Annotated in this window: 20 protein-coding genes and 1 pseudogene; 8 read left to right on the top strand and 13 right to left on the bottom strand. The window is 75.7% G+C overall.

From position 1 onward, the window contains the following. Nucleotides 1-216 precede the first annotated feature (216 nt). Both ACF07V_RS28930 and ACF07V_RS28925 read left to right on the top strand, forming a co-directional pair. Nucleotides 217-1,827: a hypothetical protein gene (locus tag ACF07V_RS28930; RefSeq protein WP_392158539.1), complete on the top strand. Its 1,611-nt coding sequence runs from the start codon at nt 217-219 to the stop codon at nt 1,825-1,827. Continuing rightward, nucleotides 1,824-3,632, top strand: coding sequence for a serine/threonine-protein kinase (locus tag ACF07V_RS28925; RefSeq protein WP_392158537.1), 1,809 nt, complete (start codon nt 1,824-1,826; stop codon nt 3,630-3,632). The genes ACF07V_RS28930 and ACF07V_RS28925 overlap by 4 nt, the downstream gene beginning before the upstream one ends. On the opposite strand, the gene ACF07V_RS28920 is transcribed toward ACF07V_RS28925, so the two are convergent. Both ACF07V_RS28920 and ACF07V_RS28915 read right to left on the bottom strand, forming a co-directional pair. Further along, on the bottom strand, nt 3,614-6,691 hold the full coding sequence (locus ACF07V_RS28920; protein ID WP_392158536.1) for an AAA family ATPase: 3,078 nt from the start codon (nt 6,689-6,691) through the stop codon (nt 3,614-3,616). The two genes, ACF07V_RS28925 and ACF07V_RS28920, sit on opposite strands and share 19 nt — an antisense overlap. Nucleotides 6,692-6,794: 103 nt before the next feature. Then, complete coding sequence (locus ACF07V_RS28915) at nt 6,795-7,280, bottom strand: DUF2000 family protein (protein WP_392158534.1); 486 nt, start codon at nt 7,278-7,280, stop codon at nt 6,795-6,797. Here ACF07V_RS28915 and ACF07V_RS28910 point away from each other — a divergent pair. The 3 genes from ACF07V_RS28910 (at nt 7,279) to ACF07V_RS28900 (ending at nt 10,528) form a co-directional block, all read left to right on the top strand. Next, complete coding sequence (locus tag ACF07V_RS28910) at nt 7,279-8,106, top strand: helix-turn-helix domain-containing protein (protein WP_392158532.1); 828 nt, start codon at nt 7,279-7,281, stop codon at nt 8,104-8,106. The two genes, ACF07V_RS28915 and ACF07V_RS28910, sit on opposite strands and share 2 nt — an antisense overlap. 179 nt (nt 8,107-8,285) lie before the next feature. Continuing rightward, nucleotides 8,286-9,902, top strand: coding sequence for an FAD-dependent monooxygenase (locus tag ACF07V_RS28905; protein ID WP_392158530.1), 1,617 nt, complete (start codon nt 8,286-8,288; stop codon nt 9,900-9,902). A gap of 95 nt (nt 9,903-9,997) precedes the next feature. Next, on the top strand, nt 9,998-10,528 hold the full coding sequence (locus ACF07V_RS28900) for a carboxymuconolactone decarboxylase family protein (protein ID WP_392158528.1): 531 nt from the start codon (nt 9,998-10,000) through the stop codon (nt 10,526-10,528). A gap of 12 nt (nt 10,529-10,540) precedes the next feature. Here the strand turns inward: ACF07V_RS28900 and ACF07V_RS28895 are convergent, their stop codons facing one another. The 6 genes and pseudogenes from ACF07V_RS28895 to ACF07V_RS28870 all read right to left on the bottom strand — a co-directional run bounded on the left by ACF07V_RS28895 (nt 10,541) and on the right by ACF07V_RS28870 (nt 15,810). Next, nucleotides 10,541-10,900, bottom strand: a complete 360-nt coding sequence (locus ACF07V_RS28895) for an ArsR/SmtB family transcription factor (RefSeq protein ID WP_392158527.1) — start codon at nt 10,898-10,900, stop codon at nt 10,541-10,543. A gap of 242 nt (nt 10,901-11,142) precedes the next feature. Further along, nucleotides 11,143-11,529 carry an anti-sigma factor antagonist gene (locus tag ACF07V_RS28890; RefSeq protein WP_392158525.1) on the bottom strand — a complete coding sequence of 129 codons (387 nt, stop codon included), beginning with the start codon at nt 11,527-11,529 and terminating at the stop codon, nt 11,143-11,145. Nucleotides 11,530-11,537: 8 nt separating this feature from the next. After that, complete coding sequence (locus ACF07V_RS28885) at nt 11,538-13,187, bottom strand: SulP family inorganic anion transporter (protein ID WP_392158711.1); 1,650 nt, start codon at nt 13,185-13,187, stop codon at nt 11,538-11,540. Between the two features lie 170 nt (nt 13,188-13,357). Then, a pseudogene (locus ACF07V_RS28880) lies at nt 13,358-13,696 on the bottom strand (ArsR/SmtB family transcription factor); the annotation flags it as partial. A gap of 156 nt (nt 13,697-13,852) precedes the next feature. Further along, nucleotides 13,853-14,887: a hypothetical protein gene (locus ACF07V_RS28875; RefSeq protein WP_392158523.1), complete on the bottom strand. Its 1,035-nt coding sequence runs from the start codon at nt 14,885-14,887 to the stop codon at nt 13,853-13,855. Nucleotides 14,888-15,231: 344 nt separating this feature from the next. Further along, a complete protein-coding gene (locus ACF07V_RS28870) occupies nt 15,232-15,810 on the bottom strand; it encodes an isochorismatase family protein (RefSeq protein ID WP_392158521.1) in 579 nt (192 codons plus the stop codon). 106 nt (nt 15,811-15,916) lie between these two features. Between ACF07V_RS28870 and ACF07V_RS28865 the strand changes: the two genes are divergently transcribed. The 3 genes from ACF07V_RS28865 to ACF07V_RS28855 all read left to right on the top strand — a co-directional run bounded on the left by ACF07V_RS28865 (nt 15,917) and on the right by ACF07V_RS28855 (nt 17,694). Beyond that, complete coding sequence (locus ACF07V_RS28865; RefSeq protein ID WP_392158519.1) at nt 15,917-16,465, top strand: hypothetical protein; 549 nt, start codon at nt 15,917-15,919, stop codon at nt 16,463-16,465. Between the two features lie 59 nt (nt 16,466-16,524). Then, nucleotides 16,525-17,064: a GNAT family N-acetyltransferase gene (locus ACF07V_RS28860; RefSeq protein WP_392158517.1), complete on the top strand. Its 540-nt coding sequence runs from the start codon at nt 16,525-16,527 to the stop codon at nt 17,062-17,064. 150 nt (nt 17,065-17,214) lie between these two features. After that, on the top strand, nt 17,215-17,694 hold the full coding sequence (locus tag ACF07V_RS28855) for a hypothetical protein (protein WP_392158515.1): 480 nt from the start codon (nt 17,215-17,217) through the stop codon (nt 17,692-17,694). Between the two features lie 87 nt (nt 17,695-17,781). Here ACF07V_RS28855 and ACF07V_RS28850 read toward each other — a convergent pair whose 3' ends face one another. The 5 genes from ACF07V_RS28850 to ACF07V_RS28830 all read right to left on the bottom strand — a co-directional run bounded on the left by ACF07V_RS28850 (nt 17,782) and on the right by ACF07V_RS28830 (nt 23,783). Next, on the bottom strand, nt 17,782-18,687 hold the full coding sequence (locus tag ACF07V_RS28850) for a hypothetical protein (protein WP_392158513.1): 906 nt from the start codon (nt 18,685-18,687) through the stop codon (nt 17,782-17,784). Next, nucleotides 18,684-19,898, bottom strand: coding sequence for a DUF2306 domain-containing protein (locus tag ACF07V_RS28845; RefSeq protein WP_392158511.1), 1,215 nt, complete (start codon nt 19,896-19,898; stop codon nt 18,684-18,686). Before ACF07V_RS28845 ends, ACF07V_RS28850 begins: the two co-directional genes overlap by 4 nt. A 102-nt stretch (nt 19,899-20,000) precedes the next feature. Then, nucleotides 20,001-20,516, bottom strand: a complete 516-nt coding sequence (locus tag ACF07V_RS28840; RefSeq protein ID WP_392158509.1) for a helix-turn-helix transcriptional regulator — start codon at nt 20,514-20,516, stop codon at nt 20,001-20,003. 187 nt (nt 20,517-20,703) lie between these two features. After that, entirely contained in the window at nt 20,704-23,085 is a 2,382-nt protein-coding gene (locus ACF07V_RS28835) for an ABC transporter permease (protein WP_392158507.1), read from the bottom strand. Then, on the bottom strand, nt 23,082-23,783 hold the full coding sequence (locus ACF07V_RS28830; RefSeq protein WP_392158506.1) for an ABC transporter ATP-binding protein: 702 nt from the start codon (nt 23,781-23,783) through the stop codon (nt 23,082-23,084). The genes ACF07V_RS28835 and ACF07V_RS28830 overlap by 4 nt, the downstream gene beginning before the upstream one ends. Nucleotides 23,784-23,855: the final 72 nt, after the last annotated feature.

Genomic DNA, 23,855 nt, shown 5'->3' with positions numbered 1-23,855 from the left:
TCACCCTAGCCGAGGAGCTGTCGGCGGGCGCTGCGCAGTGCGGCCGTTCGGTACGGAGGCGGGTTCCCGCCGACGGGGGTGCGGGGTGAGGGTTCCGTAGTTCTACGGATGTGCGGGGCGGGGCGGGGGTGCGAGAGTCGGTCCGGCCTGTGTGTTCGGTCCGACCGGCGCGTACGGACCTCCCGCCCCTCCCCCTTGCCCTCCGGAGCAGCCCGCATGAGCAGCCGCTCGCCCGACGAGTTCCGCCTCGAACCGGAGGACCCGTACGAGCTGCTCCACCGGGCCCGGCGGCTCACCGCCGAGGGACATCCCGCGGCCGGCGGCGCCTGGGAACGGGCGGCGCCGGCTCTGCGGCGCGCGGGCGGCTCCCTCACGCCCGGTGACCACGCCCACGCCCTGGACGCGACCGCGCTCGACTGCCGGGGCCGGGCACGGCCGGCGGCGGGCCCCCTCTTCTCCCGCGCCGCCGACCTGCACGAACGGGCCGGTCAGCGAGGCAAGGCACTGGTCTCGCGGGCACGGGCACTGCTCAGCGGCCCGGAACCGGGGGCCACGGTCTGCGCCGGGCTCACGGAACTGGGCGAGCGGGCGACGGCCCTGCACACCGCCGGGCGGGCCACCGCCGCCGAGACCGCGACGGTGCTGCTGCTGCGCTGCCGGGCCCGCGCGGAGCTGCTCGGCACCGGCCCCGACCCGGCCGCCGAGGCCGCCGCGCTGCGCCAGGAGCTCGGGCGGCTGATCGCCTTCGCCGCGCCGCACCGGGCGGGCCCCGCCGTCCTCGGGACGCTCGCCGAGGCGCGGGCGCTGCTCGGCCGCGTCACCGCGCCCGACGACCCGGCGGCCGCCCTCGGCCTGCTGCGGGCCGCGGTGGCGGATCACCACGCCGGGGGCCGGCTCCGGCCGGCCGCCGAGAGCGAGCTCCTGCTCGCGGGGATGCTCCGCGCCACCGGCGCCCACCGGGAGGCGGCCGCCGTCCTCCGGGCCGCTCTCGGCCCGACGGCCTCCGCCACGCACGCGCGTGGTGCCGACCGGGCACGGCTGTGCCTCGCCCTCGCGCGGACGCTCGCCGGGTCCACCGCCGGGCCGGTCGGGGACGAGGAGGTCCTGGTGCTTCTCCGGGAGGCGGTCCGGCATGCCGACGCGGCGGCCGGGGACAGGCGGCTCAGTGCCCTCACACGCCTCGCGCTGGGCATCGCGCAGACGGAGCGCGGCCGTTGGCGTGAGGCGTCCGGCGTCCTGGAGGAGGCCTTGTCCGGGCTTGCCGAGGACGGCGACGGCGACGAGGCGGCGCGCGTACGGGCCAGGGCCTGGCTCGCGTACTGTGCGCTGTCTCTCGGTGAACCCGGCCGGGCCGCACGGGAGTTCGCGCGGGCCGCTGCGGAGGTCCGCCGCTGGGAGGACCGGCGCCACGGCGCCGCCCTGAGCCGGCTCACGGCGCACGCCCTGGACGCGGCCGGTGCGCCGGAGAGGGCCGCCCGCGCCTACGGGCGGGCCGCCGACCTGTGGCGGTCGGTCGGCGATCACGCCGCCGCGGCGAGCTCCCTGCGCGCCCGGGCCCGGCAGGTGGGGCGGGTGTGGGGCGCGGCCGCCGCCGAGGTGGTCGAGGAGGAGGCCCGGCGGGAGGCCGGACGCGGGCGGCCGGGCGGCGACGGGGAGCCGGGCGGTGCCCGGGTCTGGCTCCGCGCGCTCCCCGAGCCGTACGGGCCGCCCGGGCGCTACCGGGTGAACGTGTACGGCGAGGTGGGCGGGGTCGGAACCCCGACCCCGCCGGGCGGGCGGCGGCGCCCGGAGGAGCAAGGTGTGACACGAGTACAGGGGTGCGTGTGAGCAGAGTGATCGACGGCCGTTTCGAACTGGTGGAGCGGCTGGGCGGCGGCGGGATGGGCACGGTGTGGCGCGCCCGCGACCTGGCCCTCCACCGCGACGTGGCGGTCAAGGAGGTGCGTCCGCCGGACCCCGCGATGGCCGATCACGACGTCGAGGGGGCCAGGACCCTGCGGGCGCGCGTGCTGCGCGAGGCGCGGGCGCTGGCGAGGATCGACCACCCCAACGTGGTGACGATCCATCACATCGTCGATGCGGGCGAGGGCACCTACCCGTGGCTCGTGATGGAGCTGGTCACCGGCGGCTCCCTCCAGGACCGGCTCGATCGGGGCACGGTGACTCCGGCCGAGGCGGCCACGCTCGGCCGCGAGCTGCTGTCCGCCCTGCGCGCCGCCCATGAGCGGGACATCGAGCACCGCGACGTGAAGCCCGCCAACGTCCTGCTGCGTCCGGACGGGCGGCCGGTGCTCACCGACTTCGGCATCGCGGCGATCCGCGAGTCCACCGTCCTGACGGCCTCGGGTTCGATCATCGGCTCACCGGACTACATGGCGCCCGAGCGGATCCGGGGCGGCACGAGCGGCCCGGCCGCCGACCTCTGGTCCCTCGCCATGCTGCTGTACGTGGCGGTGGAGGGCCACCACCCGCTGCGCCGGGAGAACACCCTGGCCACCCTCGCCGCCGTCCTCTCGGACGACGTGCCCGTTCCCGTGCGGGCGGGGGCGCTGACCGACGTACTGACGGGGCTGCTCGTACGGGACCCCGCCGCCCGCCCCGACGCGGACGAACTCGACCGCGCGCTGGCAGCGGTCGGGGCGGAGGAGCCGCCGGAGGAGCGGGCGACGGCCTCCGGAGGAGCCGGGACGACGTCGTTCCGCCTTGCGCCGCCGTCCGCCCCCGCCGACGCCTCCGCAACCACCGGCCGCGCAGCCTCCGCTTCCGCCGCCACCCCCGCCCCCGAAGCCTCCGCTTCCGCCGCAACCACCGGCCCCGCAGCCTCCGCTTCCGCAGCCACCCCCGCCCCCGCTTCTGCGTCCGCTTCCGCTTCTGCTTCCGTTCCCGCCCCGGCTTCTGCTTCCGCTTCCGTTCCCGCCCCCGCCCCCGCTTCCGACGGCGGCCCGGCCACCGCGCCCGTGGGGGCCGATCCGGTGCCCGTCGTCGGTCGGCGTCGGCGGGGGCTCGTCGCCCGGTTCCTGGGGTCGGCCGCCGTGGTCGTGCTCGCCGTCGGGGCTCCCGTGGCCGCCATGAGCTGGGAGTGGCGGCCGGCCGACGCCGGGAGCGGGCCGAGCAGCGCTCCTCCCTCGCGGCGGCCCGGGACGGCGTCGGCGCCCGCCGAGGAGAAGGCTCCCGAGAAGCTCGACCTGCTCACGGCCGACGGGGTTCGGACCGCCGTCGCGGCCGTGCAGGCGGCCTCGGGCGGGGCGAAGGTCACCGGGTTCGTCGTGTACCCGGACTACGCGGTGGCCGAGTCGCTGGTCAAGGGCAGTACGAAGCGGTACGACCGGTACGTGTACCGGGGCGGTGACGTGGCCGTCCGGCAGGGCCCGGGCGGCACCGCCTTCCCGGGCGCGGTCCCGGCCGACCTGGACGCGTTCGCGTGGGACGCGCTGCCGGCGCTCATGAAGCGGGCCGACAAGGAGCTGGGCGTCGACGAGCCGACGAGCCGCTACCTCGTCGTCACCCCGGGTTCGACGCTCCTCGGCAGCGAGGCGGGGCTGAGCGTCTATCTGTCCGACACCTACGGCGTGGCGTATCTGACGGCCGATGCCCGGGGCCGGGTGACCGCCACCTATCCCCGCAAGGACTGACGGCCCACCGTCTCGTCCCTGACGACCAGCGAGGCCAGTCCGGCGCGGGTCTCCACGCCCGTCTTGCGGTAGACCCGGGCGACATGGCTCTCGACCGTGCGGGGGCTCAGGCAGAGCCGGTCGGCCACGGCCTGGTTGGTGAGCCCCTCGGCCACCAGGGCCGATATCTCCCGCTCGCGGGGGGTGAGGACGGCGAGGCGGCCGCCGGTGGCATCGTCGCGGGGCGGCGCGGGACGGGTGCGGTCGGCCAGGTCGAGCAGCATGCGGGCGCCCGAGTCGGCGGCCAGCCGCCGGCCCCTGCGCCAAACGGCGGCGGCCTGCGGCGCGTCGCCCGAGGCCTGGAGCTGCGGGGCGGCGAGGAGCAGGCCGTGGGCCTCGCGCAGGGCCGCCCCGGCGCGCGCGCTGTCCCGCGCGGCCTCGGTGAACTCCCGGGCCGCGGCCTCCGGTTCGCCCCGCCGGGCCAGGACACGGCCCAAGGCGCGGCGGGCCGCACCTCGCTGGACGGGCAGGCCGAGCGGCTCCGCCTCCGCGAGGGCCCGGCGGGCGATCCGCTCGGCCTCCGGAAGCTCTCCGGCGGCGAGGGACGCGGCCGTGAGGACTTCGAGATAGCCGGGGCGCAGGGAGGGCTGGAGCCGGGAGAGGTCACGGTCGCCGCCCGCGCGCACGAGGACCTCCCGGACCCGGTGCGGGTCCTGGTCGAGCGGCAGGGAGTGGGCGAGCATGCAGCGGGCCTGGGTGGCCCACCAGCCCTCGGCGGTCCCGACGGTCGCCGCCGCGGCCTCGGCGGCGCTCCGCGCCTCGGGGTCGCCGAGGGGGCGGGCGTACAGGAGCACGGTGGCCCGCATCGCCCCGCTGAACCCGATGAGTTCGGCGCCGCCGAGGGTGCGGGCGACCGCGAGGGACTCCTCGGCCCGGTCGAGCGCGGTGCCGACCCTGCCGGTCAGGAGGTGGACGTACGCCGAGCAGAGCAGGAGTTGCGAGAGGGCGAAGGGGCGTCCGGCGCGGCGGGCCATCGCGATGCCCCGGGTGGTGTGCCGCTCGGCCGTCCCGTACTGCTCGAGGAAGGCCTCGCTCCAGCCGAGGCGCACCAGGGACTCGGCGTGGTCGGCGAGCCGGCCGTCGGTGCAGGCGTCGGTGAGGGCCGCCGCCCCGGCGGCGTGGGCGCGGGCGGCGGCGGTCTCCCCCTCGTACGCCTCGCCGAGGGCGGCCAGGGTGAGCAGCTCGGCCGTCCCCGCGTCGTCGCGGCGCCGCCGGGCCTCGTGGAGGTTCTCGGTGACCACCGGGCGGACCTGGGGGTAGCGGGCGGCGAACAGGGCGCGGCAGCCCCACTCGACGACGAGCCAGGTCCGCAGGTCCGGCCGGGGGCCGGGGGTCCGCTCCAGTTCGCGGCGGAGCAGGGCGTCCGCCTCGGGGTAGCGGCCGAGGTGGCGCTCCATGAAGGCGCAGAGCAGTACGGCCGAGGTCCGCAGCTCCGCGTCCGCGGCTCCCCCTTCCTGACCGTGGGTGCCGTCGATGAGGTGGTGGAGGAGGTCCCGGCTCTCCGCTACGCGTCCCGCGGAGCCGAGGGCGCGGGCCCGGCGGAGCGTCAGTTCGCGCCGGGTGGCGTGGTGTTCGGGGGCGTCGGGCAGAAGGTCGAGCACGGCCCCCAGCCAGTCGGCGGCGCGGGCGGGGTCGGCCGGCGCGATCCGCTCGGCGGCCTCCGTCAGCTCGGCGGCGGTGGCCGGGTCCCAGACGGTCGCGGCCCGGACGAGGTGCGGGGCGCGCTCGGTCACGGGAGCCCCGGCCCCGGCGAGTGCGGCCGCGGCCCGCCGGTGCAGCTCCCGGCGGCGCCAGGGGTCGAGCGCGCCGAGGAGCAGCTCGGGCAGCGCGGGATGCCGCAGCACGAGAACACGCCCGTCCGGCCCGCCCCGGACGAGGTCACGCCGCGCCAACTCCTTCAGGGCCGTGCCCGTTTCCGCGACCGGGGAAGGGTTCGCGTCGTCGTCCCGGGTGACGGCTGTCAGCAGTTCGGTCGTCGCGTGGGGGCCGAGTACCGCGATCGCCTCGACGAGCGAGCGCTCCGCGCGGTCCAGCGCGGCGAGTTCGGTGAGCGGGGCGCCCGCCGGGCCGGTGCCGGGCGTACGGGCGGCCGTGAGGGCCCGGTAGTAGAGGGGGTTGCCGAGGCTGGCGGTGTGGATCGCCCGCGTCTGCTCCGGTGGCAGCCCGGGGCCGAGGCCCTCCGCGCAGTCCTCCGGCGTCAGCGGGAGGAGCACCAGGCTCGCGAGCGCGCCCGTGTCCTGGGCGCGGGCGAGGACGGAGGCCAGGGCCGGTGGGGTCTGGCGCTCGCGCCGGGCCAGGACGAGGAGGACGGGCGACCTCGGCGGGTGCCGGAGGAGGTGGTCCAGGAGCGCGACGGAGGCGGGGTCGGCTTCCTGGAGGTCGTCGAGGACGAGCACGAGCCCGGGCGCCGCGACCCGCCCCACCGCCGCCGCGATCGACCGCACGTGTCCGGCGCGGTCGACGCCCGCGCGGTCGACGCCCGCGCGCTCGACGCCGGCGCGCTCCACGCCGACACCGTCGACGCCGACGCCCTGGACTCCGGCGCACTCGACGCCGACGCCCCGGACTTTGGAGCACTCGACGCCGACGCCCCGGACTCCCGCGCCCCGGACTCCGACGCCCGGGACTCCCGCGCCCCGGACGCCGACGCCCGGGACTCCCGCGCCCCCGGCTCCGGCGCACTCGACCAGCTCCGCGAGTTCCGCCAGGTCCGGGGCCGTGGCGCGGTCGTGGTCGTCCAGGTCGGCGAAGGCGTCCACGAAGGGCTGGAAGGGGGTGCCGTCCCCGGCGGCCGATCCCGCCCGGCCGTGCAGGACCGTCACCCCGCGGCCCCTCGCCCGTACCGCGAACTCCGTCAGCAGGCGGGTCTTGCCGATGCCCGGCTCTCCCGTGACGTCCACGGCCACCGGTCCGGCGCCGCCGTTCCTGGCGCGTGACAGGGCGTCGAGCCGGTCCAGTTCCCGGTTCCGGCCGACGAAGGGCGCGCGGTCGACGCGCCCGAGGTCCGCGAAGGCGTCCATGTCACAGTCCCCCTGTCCTGCTCTTTCCCCGCTCTCAGTTGTACGGCACGCCACCGACAACGGTCCCGGCCGGTGGCGAGGTCCGGGGCTCCCACGGGCCCGCTCAGGGGTGCATCATGGCGCCCTTGAGCACCTTGTCCACGGCGTTGCGCGGCCCGTACACGGCGATCCCCGCCAGGTCGAGCTGTCCCGCGCCCACGGCCCGTACGGCGGCACGGTTGTCCCGGTCGTTGCCGGTGGTGAAGAGGTCGGTCGTGAACACCGCGCGGGGCAGCCCGCGGGAGAGGGCCCGGCCGTGGGCGGCGGTCAGCGTCTCCTTGGTCCCCTCGAAGACCAGGACGGGCTGGCGGAACATCGGCAGGTACGGGGTGTCGTCCGCGTCGGCGTAGCGTTCGCCGATCACCTCGGGGAGTTCCGTGCCGAGGCCGCTGACCAGGAACGCCGTGACGTTCAGGCGCTGCCAGGTCTCCAGGTCCTCGCGCAGCAGCACGGCGATCTTGGTGTCGAAGCGTACGGGGGTGTGGTCGGTCGTCGTCATGCTCCGAGACTGCCGCCGGCCCCTCCGCGCGGTCTTGTACATTCCTTGCATGGTGGCCCGCGCGACGACCCGTCAGGAGGTCTCGGCATGGCGCCCGCGCGTGCCGGGTGTCGTGGAGGTGTTCCACGCCCGGTTCACCGAGCACGCGTACCCGATGCACGTGCACGACGTGTGGACGCTGCTCATCGTCGACGACGGCGCGGTCCGCTACGACCTCGACCGGCACGAGCGCGGCACTCCCGGCGACACCGTGTCCCTGCTCCCGCCGCAGGTCCCGCACAACGGCTCGCCCGCCACCTCCGGCGGCTTCCGGAAGCGGGTCCTGTATCTGGACCTGACGCAGCTGGACGAGAGCTTCATCGGTCCCGCGGTCGACGCGCCCGACCTGGTCGACCCGCTGTTGCGGCGGCGGGTCGGGCAGCTGCACACCGCGCTCGCGGAACCGGGCGACGCGCTGGAGGCGCAGAGCCGTCTCGCTCTCATCGGCGAGCGGCTGCGCGGCCATCTGCGGCCGCGGCTCCTCACGCCCGCGCGTGCGGCCGATCCCGGGCCGGCGCACGGTCTGCGGGAGCTCCTGGACGCGCACCTCGTCGAGGGCGTGACGCTGGACGAGGCGGCCCGGCTGCTCCACGCCCATCCGGCGCACCTCGTACGGGCGTTCAGCGGGGCCTTCGGCATCGCACCGCACCAGTACCTGACGGCGCGGCGGATCGACCGGGCCCGGCGGCTGCTGCTCGACGGGCAGCCGCCGGTCGACGTGGCGGCCGCGACCGGCTTCTACGACCAGTCGCATCTGAACCGCTCGTTCAAGCGGATCGTGGGCACCACCCCGGGGCGCTTCGCCCGGACGCGAGGCGGACCGTCCGCGCTGTCGTGAACCGGCCACCTGCGGACGACCGGATTCCGCCTATCGTCACCCAAACCGACCAGATGATGCACAGGTGGTCATCCCGCCTGGTCGCAGTGACTCCAACACTCCGTCGCACGCCCTGTCCCAGCCGGGGCTCCGCCCGCACCCTGACCACCAAAGGAGCGCGAGCGGAAAGCGGGGGCCGAGTGGACACAGGCAAGGACGTGGACGTGTGCGTCGTCGGGGCCGGACCGGTCGGACTGACACTCGCGATCGCCCTGCGCCGGCTGGGGCTGCGGGTGCGGATCGTGGACAAGGCGCCGGCCGCCCGGCACGAGACCCGTGCCCTGGTGATCTGGGCGCGGGCCCGTGAGGCGCTCGACGCCCTGGGGGTCGGCGAGCTCCTCCGGCACCACGGGGTGGAGCTGGACGCGGTCACGATCCACGCGCGCGACCGGTTCCTCGGCGAACTCACCACCGGCTGGGCGCTCTCCGCGCACGCCCGCCCGCTCACCATCGAGCAGCACGACATCGCCCGCCTCCTCCGCAAGGAACTCGCCCGGCTCGGGACCCGCGTCGAGTGGAACACCGAGGTGACGGACGTCCAGCTCCACGAGGACCGGGCCGCGTTCACGCTGCGCCACGGGGACGGCGGGGTCGAGTCCGCCGCCGCTCCGTGGATCGTCGGCTGCGAAGGCACGGCCAGTGTCGTCAGGGACCGCCTCGGCATCGCCTTCGAGGGCCGTCGCCGCACCGGCCTCCAGGTCGTCCAGGGCAGGGCCCGCCCCACGCGGTCGCTCGGCGAACGGCCGGGACGCGGACACATCTTCCTGGCTCCGCACCGCTCGCTGCTCGCCTTCCCACTGACCGGCGGCGGCTTCCTCTTCTTCTGCTTCCGCGACGGTCCCGACCCCACCCCGCCCGCCGCTCCCACCATGGCCGAACTGCGCGAGCTGATCGCCGACACCGCCCGGATGCCCGGGCTCCGCCTCGACACGACGGAGCCGCCCCGGACGAACCGGGCCCGCTTCGTCGACCGGGCCGCCGCCCGGCTCCGCCACGGCCGCGCGCTGCTCGCCGGGGACGCGGCACACACCTGGGCCCCGGTCGGCGGCCACGGCGTGAACGTCGGCATCCTCGGCGCCCACAACCTCGCCTGGAAGCTCGCCGCCGTGCACCGGGGGCAGGCGGACGAGCGGCTCCTCGACACGTACGACGAGGAGCAGCGGCGGACGGCGGCGCGGTACATCCGCGAGACGCGGTTCGACTTCATGGAGCCGCCCCTGCCCCCGCTGGGCCACCGGGCGTTCACGGCCACGGTGCCCGGCGCCCTCGCCCGGCGCGGCTTCCGGCACCCGCTCGACCTGCGCCTGGGCAACCTGCGCCCGAGCGACCTGCGCCGCGAGCACCGGGGCGGCGCGCTGTCCCGGCACCACCCCGCCCGGCACCGCCGACGCGGCCCGCGCGCGGGCGACCGCGTTCCGGACGCCGGAGTCACCGCCGGCGGAAGTCCCGTCGCCCGCCGGCTGCACACCCTCCTCGCGTACGAGTGGTGGACGCTGCTCCTGCACGCCGCCCGGGCCGAGCCCCGGGTGCTCGACGCCCTGCACGAGACGTGCGTCCGGTTCTCCGCGCCGGTCCGGATCCTGCCCGTGACGCCCCGGGACCGCGTCGAGGCCGGAAGGCTCTGGCACCCCGACGACCTGTGCCTCGTCCGGCCCGACGGATACGTGGGACTCGTCGCCCCGCTCGCCCGCACCGCCCTGCTCCACGACTACCTCGCGGCGCTCGCCCGTCCTGTGCCACACGCCCGGCGCGACTGAGGCCGGCCCACCAGCACACGTACCTCAGGCGGCTCGGGAACCTCTCCCCCCATCCCCGCGTTATACCCCCCAAGGGTATACGGAGGAGAGGTTCCATGACCACGAGAAGACTGACCGCGCTCGCCCCCGAGCAGGCCCCCGGCCGCGCACGCGAGCTGCTCACCGACATCGTCGAACGGCACGGTTCGGTCGGCGAGATGGTGTCCACGATGGCGCACTCGCCCGCCCTGCTCGACGGCTATCTCGGCCTCTCGCGCGCCATGAAACGGGTGAAGATCCCGCGCGCCCTGAGCGAGAAGCTGTCGCTCGCCGTCCAGGAGTGGATCGGCTGCGGCACCTGCCGCGAGGCGCACCGCGACGCGGGCCGTGCGGCGGGACTCACCGAGACCGACGTCGAACTCGCCCGTCAGGGCACGTCGACCGACCCGCGCGAGGCCGCCCTCATCGGCCTCGCGCTGCGGGTCCTCGCCGAACCGGGCGCCCTCTCCGACGAGGACGTCGCCGAGGTGCGGGCGCACAGCTGGAGCGACCGGGTGATCGCCGAGGTGGTCGGCGTGGTCACGCTGAACCTCCTGACCGGCGCCTTCAACCTCCTCGCCGGCATCCAGCCGGAGTCGGAGGACTGACGGCGGGGGCGGTCACGGAGCCGTTTCCCGCGAGGGGCGGGCCGGGCCGCCCGCCCGGAGGTCGGCGAGGAGTTCCGCCTGGCCCGCGAGCACGCCGGAGAGGATCGTACGGGCGATCCGCAGCAGCTCCGCGACCTGCGGGCTCGTCAGCGCGTAGTAGACGGCCGTGCCCTCGCGGCGGGCGACGACCAGGTTGGCCCGGCGCAGCACGGCCAACTGCTGGGAGAGGTACGCCGCTTCGACACCGGTGTCGCGCAGCATCTCGGCCACCCCGTGCTCGCGCTCGCTCAGCAGCTCCAGGACCCGGATGCGCACGGGATGCCCCAGCGTCTTGAAGAACTCCGCCTTCAGTTGGTAGAGCGGCGTACTCATCGCACCCACACCGCGCCTCGCGTCGACCCAGCACTCTGCACCATGCCCCCATCCTCACCCCTGCGGGCAGGCGGGACGCACACGGGGCGGACAAGAGCCGTCAGGTCGGATCCCGTCGAGGCAGGCCGGATCCCGTCGAGGCAGGTCGGATCCCGTCTAGGCAGGCCGGTCGGGCAGGTCACGTCGGGTCGGGTCAGGCAGGCCGGATCGGGTCAGGTCGGGTCGGGTCGGGCCAGATCGGGTCAGGCGGTCGGCCACGCGTCGCTGTGCCACGCGCGCTGCTCGGTGCCCGTGCCCCGGTGGGCGGCGAGCGCGGCGGCCAGGTCGCGGTGGACCGGGACGGCGGGCTCGTCGCCGGCCGGCACGAGGGAGCCGTCGGCGGGGATCGCGGCCAGTTCGAGGCTCCGGCCGACGGCCCGCAGCCGTACGGCCGCCTCGGCGACGGCGAGCTGTCCGCCCACCGACCAGCCGCGCAGGCGGGTGAGATCCAGGACGACCGGTCCGGTGCCGCGCGCGACCGCCCAGCCCACGGCGCCGGTGAACCGCCCCACGGCGTCGGCCCCGAGGAACCCGGCCAGGGACAGCACCCCGAGCTCCTGCTGGACGGTGTAGCGCCATTCGATGGTCATGGGTGTCGTCATCCCTCTCGTACGGGGGTCACAGCGGAGGCTCGGGCGGGCAGCAGGCCCGCTCCCTGGAGGTGGGCGCGTGCCCCGGCGATCGCCTCGCGGGTCGTGGCGTACTCGTGTCCGGCCCGGCGCGGGACGTCCAGCGCGCCCACCGAGTCGAGGACGCGCCGCTGGCCGTCCCGCACCCCGGAGACGAGCACGACGACGCCGCGGCGGTCGAGCCGTTCCACGACGTCCTTGAGGACGAGGGCGCCCGTGACGTCCATCGTCGTGACCCGGGACAGGCGCAGGACGACGACCCGCACGTCCGACACCTCCGAGAGTTCCAGGAGGAAGCGGTGGGCCGCCGCGAAGAACAGCGGGCCGTCGATGCGGTACGCGACGATGTGCTCGGCGAGCAGGGCGTGTTCCTCGTCGCCGTGCTCGCCGGGCAGCTCGGACCGCAGGTCCACCCGGTCGAGCCGGGCCTGCCGGGCGACGGCGCGCAGGGCGAGGGCGCCCGCGACCACCAGGCCGATGATCACCGCGTACACGAGGTCGAGGGCCAGCGTGGCGACGGCCGTGAGGACGAGGACGGCACCATCGGAGCGGGTGGCCCGGGCCATCGCGCGGAGCGAGCCGACCTCGACCATCCGGATCGCGGTGGCGAGCAGGACCCCGGCGAGCGCCGCGAGCGGGATCGCGGAGACGAGCGGCGCGGCGGCGAGGACGACGACCGCGAGGACGGCGGCGTGGGTGAGCGCGGCGAGCCGGGAGGCGGCGCCGGTCCGCACGTTCACCGCCGTACGGGCGATGGCGGCGGTCGCCGGCACGCCGCCGAACAGGGGCGCGGCCAGGTTGGCCAGGCCCTGGCCGAACAGCTCGCGATCGGGGTCGTGCCGCTGCCCCACCGTCATGCCGTCGGCGACCGTGGCGGAGAGGAGAGATTCGAGGGCGGCGAGCGCGGCCACCGCGACGGCGGGAGCGAGCAGCGAGGACAGCGCGGAGGGGTCGAGGAAGGCGAGGGAGGGAGCGGGGAGACCGGAGGGGAGGTCCCCGATGGGGGTGGCGTCCCGCAGGTCGAGAACGCGGACGACGAGGGTGGCGGCGATCACCGCGAGGATGGAGAACGGCAGGCCGGGCCGGAGTCGCGCGCCGGCCAGCATGACCGCCGCGACGCCCGCGGAGAGTCCGAGCGCGGTCCAGTTCGGGGCGGCGGCGAAGGCCTCGACGGCACGCCAGGCGACGGCGAGGACCCGCTCGCCCTCGGGCCGGGCGACGCCGAGGGCGTTCGGCACCTGCTGGAGGAAGATCACGCAGGCGATGCCCAGGGTGAAACCCTCCACCACGGGGGCGGGGACGTAGCGCATGGCGCGTCCGGCGCGGGCGAGGGCGAGCGCGATGAGCATGAGGCCGGCCAGCAGGCCGACGGTGAGCACGCCGGCGGGGCCGTACGCGGCCACGATGGGGACGAGGACCACGGTCATGGCGCCGGTGGGCCCGGAGACCTGGAGGTTCGAGCCGCCGAAGAGCGCGGCGAGCGCCCCGGCGACGACGGCGGTGACGAGGCCCGCCTCGGCGCCCAGGCCGGAGGAGACCCCGAAGCCGAGCGCGAGGGGCAGGGCGACGACGGCGACGGTCAGTCCGGCGACCAGGTCCCGTCGCGGGGTGCGGGTCATCGCGACGAGGTCCTCGCGGACGGGCAGCAGGGCACGGACCCGGCGCCACGCCCCGGCCACGGGCGTGCTCACCGGCCCACGCCCGCGCCGGTCTCGCTCCTGGGCTCGCTCCCGCTCTCGCTCCTGCTCTCGCTCCCGCTCTCGCTCCCGCTCTCGCTCCTGCTCTCGCTCCTGGGCTCGCTCTCGCTCTCGCGGAGTTCGGCGAGGAGCTGGCCCTGTCCGGCGAGCATCTCGGTGAGGATCCGCCGGGCGGCCTGCATCAGCTGGGCCACGTCGCCGCCCGCGAGCGTGTAGACGACGGTCGATCCCTCACGGGTGGACGTCACGATCCCGGACCGGCGCAGCACGGCGAGCTGCTGGGAGAGTGCCGAGGGCTCCACCTCGATCCGCGCGAGCAGCTCGCGTACGGGCATCGGACCGTCCTGGAGCAGTTCGAGGACCCGGATGCGGACCGGGTGGCCGAGCATCCGGAAGAACTCGGCCTTGGCCTGGTACAGCGGGACCGGCACGGGCTCTCCTCCGGCGGGGTGGGCGGGGTGCTGCGCCCGCGGCTACCTGCGGGCGCAGCGGGACCAGGATGTATGTAATTGCAGAATTATGCAATTCACGGATTCCGCAGCCACGGGGCTGAGGCGCGCCGAGGGCGGTCCTGGCCGGGATTCCGGTCAGTCGGCCCAGGAGAGGCTCCGGTCCGCGAACTTCGAGAGAAGGGCGTGGTACTTCTCGGGCCGTGACGTGAAGTCGACCCACGCGGCCAGTCCGGCGGGATCGGCGTCCGGCCCGCGCAGCAGGTCGACGGAGGCCTGCGCGAACGACTGGGCGAGGCCGTCCCGCTCGGCGCGGTCCAGCAGCCGGCGCAGTTCGGCGAGGGCGGCCCTGGCGCGCCGGATCCGGCGCGGCCCCGCGGTCAGCATGGGTCCGAACCGGACGGCCGGTGCCGACTCGGCGAGCAGGGTGTCCAGGCGCGCGGCCAGGGCCTCACCGCGCTCCGCCGCCCCCTTCGCCCGCGGCCCGGCTTCCACCAGGACCCTGAGGGCGCCGAGCACCGCGGCGGTGCCCGCCTCCGGCCCGTCCGCCTCGATCCGTACCGTCACGGACCTGGCCCGTTCCTGGGCGAGCCTTCGCGCCGCGGCGACCGCCGGCCGCGCGACGCGCCGGTTCACCCCGGCGTGTTCGAGGCCCCACTCCTCGGCGTCGAGCACGTCCCGGACGGTGTGCACGCCGTGCTCGGCCAGCTCCCCGGCGGGGAAGGCCCTGCCGGCCACCCGCTTGAGCCGGGTGACCGGCATCAGGGCCAGTTCCGCGTCCACCAGGGCCCGGTGCGAAGGGGCCCACGCCGTACGGACCGCGTCCACGGCGTGCCGGTAGTCCCGGGCCACGAGGGCGGCGGTCTCCCCCAGCCGGGTCGCCCGGCGGAAGACCCGGCGGTGGCCCGGAGTCACCAGTGCGGCGACGTCCCGCATCAGCTCCGCCCGGCGGCCGGGGCGCCGGTGCACGCCACGCGGCCGGGGCCGTGCCCGGATCACCCCGCCGGCGAGGCCACCGGCCGCCAGGAGGAACCCGCCGGTCCCGAGTCCGTCGGCCAGTGCGCCGAGCCCGCCGCCGGGAGAGTCCGGCACGGCCCCGTACAGGACGAACGAGCACCCCATCAGAACCAGACCGAGCGTCACCACCCAGCGGAAGAACGGCACATGCCTCATCCGGGGTCCCCCTTGCCTCTCGCCGAGGACGCGTGCGTGCCCAGCGTCCGCCGCGGGGAGACCGCGCAACAAGGGCGGAGCCGGGCAACCGCAGGGGCACCGCGCCTTCCAGCCCCCGGCAACACCGGGCGGTCGTCGCCGAGGTGGCCGGGCGCGGCGGCGGGGCGGGTCGGCCCGGCACGACGGCAAGGCGGCAAGGCGGGTTGGCCGTCGGCACAACGGCGAGGCGGGTCGGCCCGGCACGACGGCAAGGCGGGTCGGCCCGGCACAACGGCAAGGCGGGTCGGCCCGGCACAACGGCAAGGCGGGTTGGCCGTCGGCACGACGGCGAGGCGTACGCGGCGTCAGGGCGCCTTCGGGGCCGTGAAGGTGACGTCGGCGGCGGGGACGGTGGTCTCCGCGTCGCTGCCGAGGGCGTACGCCGCGACGCGGGAGACCGTCACGGCCGGCACGGCCTCGCTGATGCCCGGCGCCGCCGGGATGTCCTGGGTGGCGTGCGCGTCGTGCGGGACGACCACCCGGTAGCCGAGCGCCAGGGCCGTACGGGCCGTGGCCTGTACGCACATCTCCGACATCACGCCGCAGACGGCGACCGCCCGTACCCCCGCCGCACCGAGCACCGCGCCGAGATCGGTCTCCTCGAAGCCGTCGTCGTGGGGCTTGCGGATCACCACCTCGGTCGGGCCGGGCCGCACCGGGTGGTGGAGCTCCCAGCCGGGCGTGTGCGGTTCGTCCTCGGCACCGGGCGGCCCGTCGTTCTGCAGGTGCGCGATGAACGCCCCGTCCCGCCGGGCCCGGGCGATCAGGTCGGTCGTCCGGTCGACGAGCCGTTCGGCGGCGGGCACCGCCCCGGCGCCGGTGACGAAGGCCGACTGCACGTCGACGACGATCAGGGCATCCACGGGCTGCGCGCGCTGGGTCATCCGGTCATCATCACGCCCACCGGCCGTGCCCGCCACGGGATTTCACCCGAGCCCGCGCCCCGGACCTGCGGGTATCCTCACTGGCCGGAAAGAGGGGGAGGTCCGCATGGCCGAGTCGACGACGCCCGAGTGGTGGGCACTGCTGCCGGAGGGGATCCGGGCCGAGGTCGACGGGTACGTCCTCCAGGACGCCCGGCTCCGCGCGGTGCGCGTCGTCCTGGACATCTGCCGGAGCCGAGGTCTGGGTCTCCACGAGGCGGAGCAGGTGGTCCACGACCGGTATCTCCACCACGGCGACCGGATCGCGCGCACCCCGCTGAGCCCCCTCGACCTGGAGTCGCTGGTCGCACGGGCCGCCGGCTGCCCCGGGCCCGTGGCCGCGGTCGAGGCGATCTGGGACGGCGACACCGTCCACGACTGGTTCGTGCTCCTCCTCGCGATCACCGCCGAGCCCGCGGGCGAGCATCATCTCGCCACGATCTACCGGGAGACGGCCGTACGGTACCTGGGCGACGCGCGGAACGAGAAGGCGCTCCACCCGGAGGCCGCGGCCGCCGCCCTGGTCGGCCGGGCGCTGGCCGAACACCTCGCCGTGCCCTTCCACTTCGCGAGCCCGGACACCCCCGACGACGAGGCGCCGCGCCTGCGGCTGTGAGCGGCGGGGGGCGCCGAATTCGTTTGCGGGCGGCGAGTCCGGTCCGATAGGAAGCCTGCATGCTGAGAGGTACGACGATCGGGCTCAGGGCCCGGCACGAGGACGACATCCCGATCCTGCGGACCGAGCTCTTCGACGACGTGGTCAACGGTTCGCGGGCCGACAGCACGCCGTGGCGCCCGATCACGCCGGGCTCGAAGGACCCGCGCCTCGTGGTGGACGACACCAACGAGCGGAACGTCTCCTTCTCCATCGTGGAGTTGGAGGGCGGCACGCTGATCGGCAGCGCGAACCTCTGGGGCATCGACAACCACAACCGGTTCGCGCACATCGGCCTGGGACTCCTGCCGTCCGCCCGCGGCAAGGGCTACGGCACCGACGTGGTCGCGGTCCTCTGCCACTACGGCTTCGTCGTGCGCGGCCTGCAGCGGCTGCAGATCGAGACGCTCGCGGACAACCACGCGATGCTGCGCGCGGCCGAGCGCAACGGCTTCGTCCGCGAGGGCGTGCTGCGGTCCTCGGCCTGGGTCCTGGGCGAGTTCCTCGACGAGATCCTGCTCGGCCAGCTCGCCCACGAGTGGAAGTCCGACCGGTCCTAGGGCGCCACGCCGTCGGACCGGCGGACGCGTCGGCCGCCTCATTTCGACCCGGCCGACCACCGCGAGCGCCACGCGCTCGAGTGCGGGATCAACCGGCTCGAGCGGCACCACGCTGTTGCCACCACGCGCTACGACCAGCTCGCCGTCCGCTTGATCGGGATCCGTGAGTACGTCCTGTCGCTGGGACGGCTCGCCCTGGCCGCGCTGACCGGGGCAGTCCTCTTGGGGCTGACGAAGTCCTCACTGCGCGTGCCTCTGGTCACCACGCTGCTCGTCATCGGCGCATCGACGTTGCTTCTCGGCGGCTTTGTCTCGGCTGTGTTCGGTGGCTCGGAGGAGGAGGTGAAGACTGAGCCTGCCGCCGATCGCGGCGACCGCAGGCTGCTCGTGGTGGCGCGGAGCGGCTCTCTTGACCCGGTTCGGTGCGTCTACGTCGACCAGGGGAAACCGCCGCTGGAACGCCGATGGAGGGGCGGCTGCTTCAACGGCGACTCCGAAGACAATGCGCTCAGCGAGACCGTGTGGGCGGCTTCCGACCGAATGCGCATGACCACCCGGGCAGGCGCGGTCCACGAAGTGACCATCGCCCCAAACGGTAGGCCCGACCGGGTTGTTTCCGTCGGCTGGTGACCCTGGTGCGGCTCGTCTTGACTCCGCTGACGGCTGCACCTGAAAGCCGGGCGGCCCGCCGAAGAATTTCCGACCCAGGTCACTGGATCACTTCCGACACACGCCCTGGAGCGCCTCGCCCCGCCGGGCGGATCGGGCGAGCAGCCAGTGGCCCGTGGTGCCCGTTGTGAAGAGTCCGGCGACCAGGGCGACGAGGGCGGCTCCCGGGCCCGAGGTCCAGTCGACCGCGGCAGCGCGGGCGGCGAGGACCACGGCGAGGGCCAGGGCCACCACGGGGACGGCCTTGAGCGCGGGACGGATACGGGCCAGGTCGTCCTCCGCCAGGGAACCGAGGACGCCGACGCCGAGCGCGAGCGCCCACACGCCCAGGCCCTGCGCGTCGGCGCGGTTCACCGTCCACGGGAGCAGGGCGCCCCAGAACGCCGGGAAGAACAGCAGGCCGGCACCGATGCCGAGCCATCCCGAACCGACCACGGCGAGCGGCGGCTTCGACCAGGCGGGCAGCGGGGCGACCGGACGCCGGCCATTCGGCCCGTCGCCCGCGGGCCTGCTGCGGTACTGCGCGGCCAGGCAGCCCAGCGCGGCGAGGGCGAGGACGCCGAGGGTGGCGACCCAGCCGAGGCTGAACAGGGCGAGGAACAGCGGGCCGCCGCGGACCGCCTGGAGGCTTCCGGCGTTCAGCAGGGTCACCGTGAAGAGGCCGACGAGGACGATCGCGAGCGGCAGCACCAGGCTCCGGACCTCCTCCCAGACACGGGCCCGGCCGACCGTGAACAGCGCGGGCGCCACGCCCGCCATGGCCGCCCCGACGAGACCGGGGCTGAGCGCCTCGGGCGACACCCAGGCGCCCGCCGCGTGTCCGGTCAGGCTCGCCACGGCGAGCAGGGTGCCGACGGTGGCGCTGATGCCTCCGACGACACCGCTCAGGACCACGACGGCGGGCGAGAGTGCCCGGCCGGTGCCGGCGGCCGTCTCCTGCGGAACGACGCTCATCCCCGGCCCCCTTCCGGAGCGGTGGCCGCCGTGACCCGGGCCTCCGCCGGAGCCGTCGACAGATCCGCGAACTCCCGCTGCCGCTTTTGGACTTCATGTGCGTACAGGATCCGCAGGCTCACCACGGTGACGGCCGCGTAGGCGAGCATGCCGCAGCCGATGCCGACGCCCGCGACGAGTGCCGTGATCCGGTCGAGGCCCAGGGTCCGTTCCAGTACGGGCACGGTCACCGCCGAGAAGGCGGGGGCCAGGCAGAGGGCGGCGAGGTGCAGCGACCACTCCTCGCGCGCCCAGTGCGCACCCCGGGAGCCGGCGCGGGTGGCCCGGACGGCGATGACGGCGTACGTCACGGCGTACGGGACGAGGTACGCGAGGAGGAGTCGCCGCCCGGCGGTTCCCTCGTCGAGGAACGCCACCGTGATCCACACCAGGCCCGCCCCGCCCGCGAGATGGGCGGCCGCCCGTACCGGCAGCGGGCACCAGGTGCCGGTCAGACCGGGGACGGCGGCACGCCGGTCGAGGGCGCGGGAGGCGAGCAGCGCGCCGAAGGAGACGAGCGCCCCGAGGTGCATGATCGCGACGCGGTTGATGTCGCGCAGGTCGAGCCCGGGGTAGAGCGAGGGCAGGAGGCCCCATTCGAGCCGCAGCAGCGGGGCGGTCATCAGGAAGCCGTAGCAGAGCAGCAGCCAGCGCTGGTGGAGGTCCGGGAAGCCGCGGACGGCGGCGAGGATCCCGAAGGTCACGCTGCCGACGGTGCCGGCCAGGATCGTGGCGAGGACGATCCAGAACGCGGCCCCGCTGAAGGCCTCCGCCGGCGGGGTGCGCACCAGGTAGACGGCGGCGCCCGCCATCGACACGTACACCGTGACGGCGAAGACGGTCCCGGTGATCCGGTGGAGCCGGATGCGGCGCCGGACCGCGGAGAGCAGCTGCACCGGGCCGAGGAGCATGAGGAGGCCGCCCAGGACCGAGTGCACGATCAGGGGGACGAGGCTGCGTCCGTACGGGCCCATCCGGTCGCGCACGGCCTCGGCGACGAACTCCGGGGACACGGACCGGCCGAGCAGCCACTCGCCGACGGCGGGGGCTCCCGGGCTCGCGTACGGCCAGAGTTCGGTCATGGCGATCGGCGCGTACGCCAGGCAGACCACGGTGACCGCGAGGGTGGCCGCCCTCCCCCACCCCCCTCTCGTGCCGGTCGTGCGCGCCATGGCGGTTCCCCCTTCACCCATAGTCCCTTCTGGACTATGGGTGAAGGTAGGGCGAGGGGCGACCGGGGTCAACCGGTCGGTAACAAGCCGTCGTTGGCGGGCTCAGGGCTCGCGGCTCTCCACCCACTGCCAGAAATCGACCATCATCCGCTCATAGCGGATGCCGAACTCCAGCGCCTCGCGCTGCCCGCGCGTCAGCAACGCGCCCACCTCGTCCGCCAGTCCCTCGTACTCGTCCAGGGTCTTGCGGTGCTCGTCGATCTGCACGGGCGCGTGGACGCGCGGGCTCGCGCCGAACCACAGCTTGAGGATGCCCCGCTCTCGGGCCTCGACCGGGACGAAGGCGGGGTCGGCCAGCCAGCCGCGCAGCGCCGCCGCGCCCTCCTCGGTGAGGCTCATCAGGCGCCGGTTGCGGCCGCCCGGCTGCCGCACCTCCGAGAGCAGCCCCGCCTCCAGGAGCCGGTCGCACTGCGCGTACACCTGCGCGTGCGGCATGGACCAGAACGGGGCCACCGTCCGCGCGGCCTCCACCTTGACGTCGTACGGACTGGCCTCGCCCAGTTTGTCGATGATGCCGAGCACGAGGAAGGAGGGCGTGGTCAACCGGACTTCAGACATGCGGCGACGGTATCGCGGCGGACCGGCGGGACGTCCGGGGCGCCGGGCGGGGAGCCGGGCGGGGAGCCGGGCGGGGAGCCGGGCGGGGGCGGGCCGGGGGCAGGCCGGGGGCAGGCCGGGGGCAGGCCGGGGAGGCGCCCAGCGCCCCCGGGCCGGGGAGCCGGGCGCCCCATCGGGCCTTCCGCTCCTACTCCGCCCGCAACGCCCGTGCCGTGGACGTACGGGCCGCCCAGCCCGCCGGCAGCAGCGCGCCTGCGGTCGCGATCACCACGCCCGCCGTCGCGAGCAGCACGAGCAGCGGCGTGCCGTACACGTCGATGTCCGCGGGCGGGATCGTGGTGCCGACCGCGCGGCCCATCGCCGGCATCACCCGGCCGTGGAGGGCCACGCCGATCGGCACGCCGACGAGGCCCGACACGAGACCGATGGCCCCGACGGAGGTGAGGACCTGCCCGACCGTCTGCCGCGGGGTCATCCCCAGGGCCTTGAAGACGCCCAGGTCACGGACGCGGTCGCGGGTGTCCAGGACCACCGTGTTGAGCACGCCGAGGCAGGCGACGGCGACCAGCATCAGGGTGAGCATGACGATCAGGGCCTGCATCGCCCGGATGACGCTCGACTTGCTGCCCTGCGTGACGGCGGCCTCCGCGCCGAGCGGCGCCACGGCCGCGTCGAGGCTCTTCGCGTAACGCGCCGCGTCCGTGCCCGCGGTGACGGTCACGGCGAAGTCGGCGGGCTGGTAGCGGGCGTGGAGCGCGGCGACGGACGCCGCCGGGGTGCGCAGGGTCATGCCGTCGTCGCCCAGGTCGAAGACCTCGCCGACGATCCGGACCCGGTCCGTGCGGCCCTGCTCGGAAAGGGTGACGGTGTCCCCGACGCGGACCCCGGTGGCGCGCAGGAACCGGGTGGCCGCGACGGCCTCCCCCGTGGCCCCGAACCAGCGCCCGGAGACCATCGTGTGACGGCTGCCCGCCGTGTCCCCCTCGTACGCGACGAGGGGCGCGCCGCCCTTGAGACCGGCCACGTCCAGCTGGGTGCGGGCCGTCCGGTACGCCGAGCCGGTCCCCGGGAGCGCGGCGATCGCCTTCGCCACGGCGGCCGGGTCGGCGGGCTTCCCCGGCAGGGGAGGCGCCCCGCCCGCCGCGCCTTCGTTTCCGCGGGGCAGGGAGACCGTGTGGACGGTGACGTCGCCGCCCCGGTCGGGGTCGCCGTCGGTCTTGACGGCGACGAGCGTGCTGCCGAGTCCGACGGCGAAGGTCACCGCGAGGGCTCCGAAGGTCACCGCCGCGGCCGTGCTCGCGGCCCGTGCGGGGCGGGCGAAGGGCGCGGCGAGTCCCAGCGTGACCGGCCGGGGCAGCGGCAGCCGCCCGAACAGGCCGCGGATCGCGCGGCCCCGGCCGCCGCCGGTGGCGGGTCCGACGCGGAGGACCGCCGCGGTCGGCAGCCGGGCCGCGCGCAGGGCGGGGGCGAAGGCGGTGGCGGCCACGAGGGCGAGCCCGCCGGCCGGTACGACGAGGTCCACCCAGAGGGGGACGAGGACCTCCGTCGTGCCGTACACCTCGGCCACCTCCGCCATGAGGGGGACGGCGAGCACGTTGCCGAGGGCGACGCCGAGGACGGCTCCGACGGTGCCCGGGATCAGCGCCTGCGCCACGTACGCGCGTCCCACCTGGAACGGGGTGAAGCCGAGGGACTTGAGGATCCCGATGCGGCGGGTCGCGGCGCCGACGGCTCCGCTCACCACGATGCCGATCACCAGGACCGACATCGCCAGACCGAGGAGCGCGAAGGCGGTGACGAAGGGGACGAAGGCGGCCGTGGTCTCGCGTGCGGTCTCCCGTACGTCGAGGTACGAGCGGCTGCCGGTGACCGCTCCCGCCGGTACGGCGGAGGTGACGGCCTTCCGTCCGGCCGTCACCTCCGCGGCGGTGTCGGCGGCGGTGAGCCGGTAGAGCATCTGGAGCGCGGGCGGCCGTCCTCCCGCGAGCGCCGTGAGCTGCCCGGGTACGACCCAGGCGTCGGCGCTCTCGCCGACCGACTCGGCGATGCCGACCACCGTGAGGGTGACGCCGCCGGCGGTCAGCCGGGCCCCCGGGCCCGAGCTCGGCGGTTCGGATCCCCGCTCCAGGACGATCTCGCCGGGAGCCGTCGCCCACCGGCCCTCCGTCAGGGTCACCGCGTCCACGGGCCCGGCGGCGGAGGCCCGGCCGACGACCGTCAGCGGCGGCGGTGCGAACCCGGGCGGGGCCGCCCGGTCCGCGCTCAGGCGCAGGGAGGTGACGGCGAAGGGACCCGAGACCGCGGCCACCCCGGACGCGCGGGCGGTGGCGGCGAGCCGCTCCGGCGTGACGGCGGAACCGTCGAACCGCACGGTCAGATGGGCGCCGTGCTGCCGGGCGAAGGCGCGGTCGAAGGGAGCGCCCGAGGCGACGAGGAGGCCGAGCGCGAGGACGGCCGAGGCGACGGACAGCAGCGTGGTCAGCACCATCACGGCGGTCTGGGTACGGCGCCGCCCGACGCCGGCGCGTACGACCCGGCCGATGGCGCCGGTTGCCCGGGGCGCGCTCATCGGGCCACCGCCGGGACGTCGCGGGTGACGCGGCCGTCGACGAGCTCGATCGTGCGTGTCGCGCAGGCCTCGGCGAGCGCGAGGTCGTGGGTGACGAGGACGATCGTCTGGCCGTCGGCGTTGAGGGCGCGCAGCAGGTCGCGCACGTCCGCTCCGGACGCGGTGTCGAGGGCTCCCGTGGGCTCGTCGGCGAGGAGCAGCGGGGGACGGTTCATCAGGGCGCGGGCGACGGCGACGCGCTGCCGCTCGCCGCCGGAGAGGCGGCCGGGGTGCACGCGCGCGTGGCGGGCGACGCCGAGCTGTTCGAGGAGTTCGGCGGCGCGTGCCGCCGCCCGGCCGCGCGCCATGCCGGCGAGCTGGGCGGGAAGCAGCACGTTGTCGAGCACGGTGAGGTCGTCGAGGAGGTTGAAGAACTGGAAGACCATGCCGATGCGGTCGCGCCGGTAGCGGGCGGAGGCCGTCTCGCTCAGCGCGTCGACGCGGAGCCCGTCGACGGTGACCCGGCCGGTGCTCGGCCGGTCGAGGCCGGCCAGGAGGTTGAGCAGGGTCGACTTGCCGCTGCCGGAGGGGCCGAGGACGGCGAGCGACTCGCCCCGCGCCACGCTCAGGTTCAGTCCGGCGAGCGCGGCCGGCCCGTCCGCGTACGTCCTGCCGACCTCGCTCAGTTCGATGAGGGGCTCGGCTTCGGATGGGGTCATGGGCCCTCCAGGGCTCGGTACGGGTCGGGTTCGCACCGACGCTAGGAGCGGCCCGCCCTCGGGCGCGTCGGC

The sequence above is a fragment of the Streptomyces sp. NPDC015661 genome (assembly GCF_043077765.1).
Classification (GTDB): domain Bacteria; phylum Actinomycetota; class Actinomycetes; order Streptomycetales; family Streptomycetaceae; genus Streptomyces.
The sequence above is the reverse complement of the archived record's forward strand: the minus strand, read 5'-3'. Positions and strand labels throughout refer to the sequence as shown.